Genomic DNA, 8,192 nt, shown 5'->3' on the forward strand with positions numbered 1-8,192 from the left:
GTTGCACTGGTGCCTTGACGTCGCCATGCGGGAAGATATCTGCCGAATCCACCGTGGTCGAGCCGCAGAAAACCTTGGCAGAGTGCGGCATATTGCGCTGAATTACCTGAAAGGGGAGACGCGATTCAAAGGCGGTGTGCGGCGAAAACAGAAGAAAGCGGCGCTAGATGAGACCTACCTGGCGGACGTTCTCGCGGTCTGATGGCTTTCGTGCGTTTTCCCTGAAAGCCGCGCTGGATGAGACCTATCTTGCGGACGTTCTCGCGGTCTGATGGCTTCCGTGCGTTTTCCCTGAGCTTTCCCCAGACCTCAGAGAATAAATAATAAAGAATAGCGTGATGATTGTGAAAATAGGGTGTTTCTCTACCTGACATAATTTAACTTTTGACTTGGTGCGTGGAATGAAAATGATTGAATCAGAACTCATTAAAAACTCTGAGTATATGGATGGAGATTGGTATGTAAAGGAATACAAAGATGTGGCCATGGTTGATATGTCGCCTGAGGTTCATTATTTAAAATATGGAGCCGCACTGGGAAGAAACCCCAGTCTTAAGTTTAATACTTCGTATTATTGTGAAGCAAACAGTGATGTTGAGAAATCTGGAGTTAACCCACTTGTTCACTATATAAGGTTCGGCAGATTGGAAGGTCGACGCGCCCGACCCAAAGGTCTAGGACCTCTTTTTTACCCGTTGAAAAAAAGTGATTTCCCCAAAAATCCAAGTTCGGTTAGTCATTTAAAAAAGAGGCTGCTAAATTTAGGCTTTGTTGAGAAATCGCTATCGGACTTGGCAGAGTTGGCGAGACACGGACAAACATTGTTAGAGAAGCGGATGTCCGCATGGGAATTGGCAGTTTATAATTCCAATAAGAATGACTCTCATGCCGCAATCGAGAGCCTGATGTGGCTGGATGTTTTCTGCAACACTGGTGAGCTGAATGAAATAGAAAAAAATAGGGCTGCCATTCTTAAAGCAGAAAACAATTTGCTTTTGGGTAAGAGAGATGATGCTCGCCATATAATAGAGGAAAGGCTGAAAATTTCTCAAGATCCTGATTTATACTTGGCTCTGAGTAATACGCTAACCGGCAATGAAAAAATCAAAGTGGTCAACCGTGTCTACGAAACTTACGATGCGGAAGGAGTGAGATTTGGAAGCGAAGAGGACTTGACCTACGATAATTTGAGTTGCACAAAGCCACCTTTAGAACCTAAAAATACCGGCCCTGAAAAAGTTACAATTATTATTCCGGCATACAACTCTGAACAGACTATTACTACAACGCTTTTGTCTTTGGCTTCCCAGACATGGCAAAATATTGAAGTAATCGTTGTCGATGACTGCAGCACAGATGGTACCGTAGATGTAGTCAAAGAATTTGCCATGAAAGATGACCGGTTCAAGATAATTTCTTTAGATAAGAATGGTGGCCCTTACGTCGCAAGGAATACGGCTCTCAAAGTTGCCACGGGTGACTATATAACGATCAATGACGCCGATGATTGGTCTCACCCCCAAAAGATTGAAATACAAGCTCGCCATCTCAATCAAAACGTAAATGTAATAGCTAACATGTCCCCTCAGGCAAGAGTTACAGAAGATTTTGTATTCTATCGCAGGGGTAATCCAGGATTTTATATTCAACCTAACATGTCTTCTCTGATGTTCAGGCGGGAAGTTGTAGTAAGCAAAGTTGGATATTGGGACTCTGTTAGGTTTGCTGCCGACTCCGAATTCACTCAGCGAATAAAGCTTCATTTTGGCAAAGAAGCAATTGTGAACTTGGACACTGCTCCGATGTCATTTCAACGCCAGACAGAAGGATCGTTAACGGGTTCCTCAACTTTTGGTTACCACGGATTTAAAATGGGTGCCAGAAGGGCATATGAGCAAAACCATAAGCGATATCATAAGAGAAATAAAAAAGCTTACATTGGTTTCCCCCAAGGCGAGCGAGAGTTTATTGCCCCCGCCCCTATGTTGCCGTCTTTTAATAACCAAGATGTAATTCACTATGACGTCATATTAGCGTCGGATTTTCGCTTTCCAGGTGGAACTACCATGTCCAACTTGGAGGAAATAAAGGCTCAGTCAAGTATGGGTTTAAAGACAGGGCTTGTTCAAATAGGTTGCTATATAATGAATCCCGATAGGGAGGTTAATAATAAGATAACTGAGGCCGTTGAAAGCAAGCAAGCGGACTGGGTGGTGTTTGGTGAGGAGGTTTCGTGCGATGTGTTAGTGGTTCGTCAGCCATGGGTTCTGGAGGAAAAACAACAATACATGCCAAAAATTAAATTCAAGAAGCTGGAAGTTATTGTGAACCAACCTCCGAAGCGAGATTACGGTGTCGATAGTGAGTCAATATATCATATTTCCAATTGTGTGGAAAATTTAATAAGCTATTTTGGTGAGGTTGGTACCTGGTATCCCATTGGCCCTTTAGTGAGAGAGGCACTAAAAAAACACCACGAACAAGACTTGTCCCTAATTAACCTCAGCGATCAAGATTGGCCGAATATAATTAATGTTGATGAATGGGTGAGAGACAAGCTTCCTCCAGAAAGTAATACAATACGAATTTGCCGTCACTCTAGAGACCAGTATGTAAAATGGCCAGACTCAAAAGATGACATTTTGGCTGCTTATCCCAGCGATAAAAGATACAAGGTCCGGGTGCTAGGTGGGGCTGAGACACCCCAATCCGTGTTGGGTTACTTGCCTAAAAACTGGGAGGTTTATGAGTTTGGTGCAATGTCCCCAAAACGCTTTTTATCAAAAAATGATGTTTTTGTATATTATACTCATGATGAGTGGGTCGAGTCATTTGGAAGAGTGATATTTGAAGCTATGGCTGTAGGGTTGCCTGTCATACTCCCTCATCATTATAAACCGCTATTTAAAGATGCGGCAATTTATGCCGAGATTCACGAAGTTAGAAAAGCAATTGATGAGTTGATGAGTAGCAATGAAAAATACCAGTCTCAGGTTGAAAAGTCTCTCGATTTTGTGAGGTTGAATTTTGGTTACCAAGTGCATCATCAACGTTTAATGTCTCAATGATTATGGATCCGTAGGGGGGGGGTATGTTAGATCCGTTAGTTGTATATGCAATACCGTTGAGGCCGAATGACGGCTCAGTTGATTGGAAAATGGTTGAGGAAAATCTTAAGCATTCCATTGCAAGCTTGAAATGCCAAAGTGATACGAACTATCGTGTCATGATATGTGGGCATGACGAGCCTAATATTCAGTACGATGATAAGGTCGCCTGGATAAAAGCGGATTTCGAAAGACCTAAAACTCACGGTGAAGGAAGCCTGGACAAGACTAGAAAAAGGAAAGCTATACTTCAGAATGCAAAGGAGCAGTACCCTGCAGGCTTTTATTTTTTTATTCTTGATGCTGATGATCTTCTGCATAGGGATGTGAACGCCTATGTTAGGAGCCATGACAATAGAGTGGGTTACTATTTGCCTAGCGGCTACGTTTATAATGTCTCTGATAATGCCATAGCAGAGATGGCAGGTAGCAGCGGACGTTATTTTTATAAATCTTGCGGTAGCTGCGCTGTCTTTTGGTTTGATCATAATGATTTATATCTCGAAGACGTTGGAATGAGCCCTAAGTTTAAGATATTAACCAAGCATAGCCAGATTCCTTTGTTGGCAGAGCAGCAGGGCTTGGCTATAGAAGGCATTCCATTTTTTGCAGGTTTGTATAAAGTAAATCATGGGGGCAATTTATCCAAGCAGCAAGGCAAATCTAAAGTTCAGGAGATGCATGCTAATAACAATGCGATTGTTAACGAAGAGGAAGTAAGTAAGATATTTTCGTTGTTTGGAGGGGTATTTTGAAAAGAAATAAATCCAAGATTGCCTTTATTTGCGCGCATGCAGAAGCTCACAATACTGGCATGTTGAGTGTTGATATGGCAGCTTATTCCTTGGTTGAACAGCTCAGGGATTGTGTCGAAGCAGATTTTTTTAACGTTGAGGTTGACCACTCTCTGTTTTCCCGAGGAGAAGCTGTATTTAAGTATAAGAAGTTAACTTCGCTCAACCAATTGCTTCCATATGATAGCGTGGTGTTGTGGGGGGATTTTTTAAGCTGTGGTTATTACCATAGGAAAGATTTAAAAAATCGAGCAAAGAAAAGAGGAGACAAAGATGTTGGTTGCGTAAAAGAAAATGATTTTTTGCCTTCTGCAGAACTTCTTCGAGTTTCTAATGCATCTTGCTCATTTCTTTCCAAATTCATATGCTTCGGTGGCAGTCTGTTTGGGAATGATAGCTTTGATGAGATAGATGGAGAGTATAAGGCTGATCTTTCTGTCCTCTACAAGAATGCGAAGTTGGTAATGGTCAGAGACCCGATCTCTGCAATGTATGTGGCTCGCTATACTGATTGGAAAGTTACTGATTCCTTAGGTATCGATGCTGCTTGGCTGTTAAAGCCCTCAAGTGTTTTGAGCTGGAGCGAGAGAAGTGAGAAAGGAGGCGAGGTGGTTGTTGGGTACTCCTTTGGTCGTGCTATTGCTAAATCTGAAGAGCTTTTAAAATGCTCTACAGATTTTGTGAGAAAGTTTGGGGATGCAATATCAGGCTCTCAGAGTGTTAAAGTTATAGACTTGAAGTGGCTTTCTTCGAAGAAAGAGGACCCGCTTGGAGGGCTTTCAAATAAGCTGGGAGTGATAAACTCTTGTGACTATGTTGTGACCGATACATATCATTGTGCTATAAACTCATGGAGAGAGGGTGTGCCGACTGTTTGTATTGGCATGGGAGGGGATGAGAAGAGTGGGACCCTCACAGAGAAGAAAAAAGAGTATTTGTATAGTGCATTTAATATTCGCGATTTTTATGTGTATTCGGAGTGGCTTGCGAGTGGGAGGCAGGACCAAGTAATAAAAAAACTTGTCAATAAGTTGAGTGATAAAAAAAGAATAGATTGTGCTGTCTTGGATATGGGGGTGGCGAGAGATTCGGCTATGATGAGGCTCAAGTCTGCACTGTCGGGAGAGTGTTAGTGGGAGAGGCCTTCTGAATCAAAAGAATTGGCATTTTTGATTGATGAATGAGCTTGTGCTTGGGGTGGGGGTTTCTTTAAGTCGGCAGGCTCTAAAATCCTACAATACTTGGGCGTATCTGTTCGATACTGTTTTCAGTGTGGATGGTGTAAGTGTCTATGCAAAAGTAATCGCATATGCCTTGCAGCCGTAGTTTGACAGGATCCGTTCCACCTCGCTGGTCAAGGTGGCAAAGCTTTCGTAGGACGCCAGCGGCAACCAGGCATACTTGACTTGGCGCCAGAGGATCTCGATCAGGTTCAACTCCTGTGAGTAGGCAGGGAAAATGCACGACAAACCGCTCTACGACGGGGCTTGTAGAGCATTCGAGATCCGCCTACCGTGAAACACTAATGCATTTTTTCACGGATGGCCCTCATGCTGACGCCTTCATTGATGCACCATTTATCGGTCATTCCTGACTTCCGTCAGGCCTGGAAAATCCGCCATCAGCTGTCAGATATCCTGTTCCTGACGGTCTGTGCGGTGATTTGTGGTGCAGAAGGCTGGGAGGAGATCGAGGATTTTGGGCACGCGAAGCTCGACTTTCTGCGCTAGTACGGCGATTTTTCAGAGGGCGTGCCGAGCCATGACACCCTGGCTCGCGTCATGGCGCTGATCAATGCCAAGCAGCTACAGAAGGCCTTTGCTGACTGGATGAAGGCCTGTCATGAGGTGACCGACGGGGCAGTGGTGGCGATTGATGGCAAAACGCTGCGCGGCTCGTATTGCCGAGGCAAAGATAAGGCCGCCATACACATGGTCAGTGCCTTCAGCACCGCCAACAATGGTGTGGTGCTGGGCCAGATCAAGACGGACGATAAAAGCAACGAAAGTGTGCCGTGGGCACTGAAGCTGGCTTGTTAGGATGACAGTCAGTGAATGAGCATAAGCTCATGAAGAGATGGAGGAAGGCCCTCCAGAGTCTGCTGTCGGAAGCCGGCTCTAAACCACCTTCAAGCGGCTGTCATTAAGAGTGATGGTCGGAAGCGTTGAAGGAAAATCAGAAGATAATTCTGGCGAGGTGGGGTGTAAGGAGATGAGTAAACCCGAACCTATGTGGACGCGTCGTAAATTTTCAAAGCAACATCAAAACCGGGGTCGTTTCGTTATCTCGGGACAAGCACACTGGCGATTCCGAATGTTGAGTGTGCGGTGTTCGGCGTAAAGTAGGCATGACCTTACACCAGGCTCTTTATGGGAACCACGGGAACCAGTCATCATGATGTTAAGGGAGAAAGGCAAATCACTGAAATGATAAGCCTGAGAGTACCGAAGCATGATACTGGGGCGGAGCAACTCGTAGTAGTGAGGAAGCACTTGTAATGAGTGTGGAGCGAAGGGGTTGCGTCAAGCAGCCTGAACAGGTGTCTCAACTGTCATATAGTGATAGGAGGAAGATGCATGCGCAGGCAAAACCATTTGCAATTTCAAAATGGGATGTGCACGCCGCCTTCGAAAAAGTGAAAGCGAATCGAGGCGGTGCGGGTATTGATGATGTAACTCTTGAGGATTTCGAGAAAGATCTCAAGAATAACCTGTACAAGATATGGAATAGACTGTCATCGGGTACTTATTTCCCTCCACCAGTGAAGGCGGTAAACATACCGAAGAAATCAGGTGGCGTGAGAACACTGGGTATACCTACCGTCGGTGACCGGGTCGCACAAATGGTGGTCAAAGAACGGCTTGAGCAAATGATAGAGCCATATTTCCTTGAAGATTCCTATGGCTACAGACCGACTAAGTCTGCGATCCAAGCCATCGGTGTGACGCGAGAGCGTTGCTGGAAATATGACTGGGTTCTAGAGTTTGACATCAAGGGGCTGTTTGACAACATACGACATGACCTGCTGATGAAAGCCGTTGAGAAGCACGTCTCCATTGGTGAGCGTACTCATGGGCAAAGTTTCAGCTGGATCACCTTCTATATCAAGCGGTGGTTAATTGCACCATTGCAGCAGGATGATGGCAGCATCATCAAGCGTAGTCAGGGAACACCACAGGGCGGCGTTGTTAGCCCACTGTTGGCAAATTTGTTCTTGCACTATGTATTTGATAAGTGGATGCAAAAGCAGTTTCCTGACAACCCGTGGTGTCGATATGCGGATGATGGTCTGGTACATGCCAACACCAAGGGTGGAGCTGAAGTGCTGCACAGAGAAATAAAGCAGAGGTTTGAAGATTGTGGTCTTGAGCTTCACCCAGAAAAGACAAAGCTGGTGTATTGCAAAGATGGTAAACGAAAGGAAGTACATCCTTGCATAAGCTTTGACTTTCTAGGGTACACCTTCAGGCAAAGGAGGTGTAAAAGTCGTTCAGACAACAGTTTATTCATCAGCTTTACTCCAGCAGTGAGCTTGCCAGCGATGAAGGCGATGAAACGGACAATCAAAGAGCTGAAAGTAAGGCAGAAAAGTCACTATAGCCTAGAAGAGTTGGCGCGATGGTTGAACCCTATTGTGCAAGGTTGGATAGGTTATTATGGACAATATCGCCGATCAGCACTTGATCCGGTGTTCCGACACCTGAATAAAGCTCTGGTGCGTTGGGCAAGAAGGAAATTCAAGACGCTCAAGAGGCACAAACGTCGAACAATAGAGTTATTTGATAAACTCTCAGTGAGATGTCCCTGGTTATTCGCCCATTGGCGATTTGGATCTGCAAGAGCGTTTGCTTGATGGAAGCGGAATGAATCGAGAGGTTCACGTTCCGTTTTGCGAGAGGCTGAGGGGGAGGCTCCCTCGGTCTACTCACCTTACGGCCATACCCGAGCTGCTGAAGCTACTGGATCTTTATGGCTGTCTGGTCACCATTGATGCGATGGGATGTCAGAAGAAAATTGCCCATACGATCCGTGAGAATGGCGCCGACTACCAGCTGGCGGTGAAGGAAAACCAGCCCAAGCTGGCGGCCGCCTTTGAAGAAGCCTTTCTGATGAATGTGATCGCCAACTACCTCGGTGATTCCTATGTCACGGTAGAGAAGAACCGGGGAAGGGAAGAGTCAAGGTATCACGTGGTAAGCGATGTAACCTCAGAGTTTCAAGAGCTTAGCTACGAGTGGTCTGATCTGAAAACCGTCGGCGTCGTGCTCTCCTTTCGTCACGAAGGGGAGGG

5 protein-coding genes and 3 pseudogenes are annotated in these 8,192 nt (G+C 45.3%); 7 read left to right on the top strand and 1 reads right to left on the bottom strand.

Translation table 11 applies throughout. From position 1 onward, the window contains the following. The 4 genes and pseudogenes from J5F18_RS08375 to J5F18_RS08390 form a co-directional block, all read left to right on the top strand. Window positions 1-202, top strand: a pseudogene (locus J5F18_RS08375) (ISAs1 family transposase); the annotation flags it as partial. A gap of 199 nt (window positions 203-401) precedes the next feature. After that, a complete protein-coding gene (locus tag J5F18_RS08380; protein ID WP_346301803.1) occupies window positions 402-3,068 on the top strand; it encodes a glycosyltransferase in 2,667 nt (888 codons plus the stop codon). A gap of 23 nt (window positions 3,069-3,091) precedes the next feature. Next, window positions 3,092-3,862: a glycosyltransferase family A protein gene (locus J5F18_RS08385; RefSeq protein WP_346301804.1), complete on the top strand. Its 771-nt coding sequence runs from the start codon at window positions 3,092-3,094 to the stop codon at window positions 3,860-3,862. Further along, window positions 3,859-5,034, top strand: a complete 1,176-nt coding sequence (locus tag J5F18_RS08390) for a polysaccharide pyruvyl transferase family protein (protein ID WP_346301805.1) — start codon at window positions 3,859-3,861, stop codon at window positions 5,032-5,034. Before J5F18_RS08385 ends, J5F18_RS08390 begins: the two co-directional genes overlap by 4 nt. A gap of 156 nt (window positions 5,035-5,190) precedes the next feature. Here J5F18_RS08390 and J5F18_RS08395 read toward each other — a convergent pair. Further along, window positions 5,191-5,352 (bottom strand): annotated as a pseudogene (locus tag J5F18_RS08395) (IS630 family transposase); the annotation flags it as partial. Window positions 5,353-5,451: 99 nt separating this feature from the next. Between J5F18_RS08395 and J5F18_RS08400 the strand changes: the two are divergent. The 3 genes and pseudogenes from J5F18_RS08400 to J5F18_RS08410 all read left to right on the top strand — a co-directional run. Continuing rightward, a pseudogene (locus tag J5F18_RS08400) lies at window positions 5,452-5,907 on the top strand (ISAs1 family transposase); the annotation flags it as partial. 566 nt (window positions 5,908-6,473) lie between these two features. Continuing rightward, window positions 6,474-7,754: a group II intron reverse transcriptase/maturase gene (ltrA, locus tag J5F18_RS08405; RefSeq protein ID WP_346301806.1), complete on the top strand. Its 1,281-nt coding sequence runs from the start codon at window positions 6,474-6,476 to the stop codon at window positions 7,752-7,754. A 10-nt stretch (window positions 7,755-7,764) separates the two neighbouring features. Continuing rightward, a partial coding sequence (locus J5F18_RS08410) for an ISAs1 family transposase (protein ID WP_346301807.1) occupies window positions 7,765-8,192 on the top strand: 428 nt, incomplete at its 3' end.

This window comes from Halomonas sp. BM-2019 (assembly GCF_017584085.1).

Coding starts and splice junctions, on each gene's coding strand:
- J5F18_RS08380 (WP_346301803.1), top strand. CDS start 402: ATGAAAATGATTGAATCAGAACTCATTAAAAACTCTGAGTATATGGAT.
- J5F18_RS08385 (WP_346301804.1), top strand. CDS start 3,092: ATGTTAGATCCGTTAGTTGTATATGCAATACCGTTGAGGCCGAATGAC.
- ltrA (WP_346301806.1), top strand. CDS start 6,474: ATGCATGCGCAGGCAAAACCATTTGCAATTTCAAAATGGGATGTGCAC.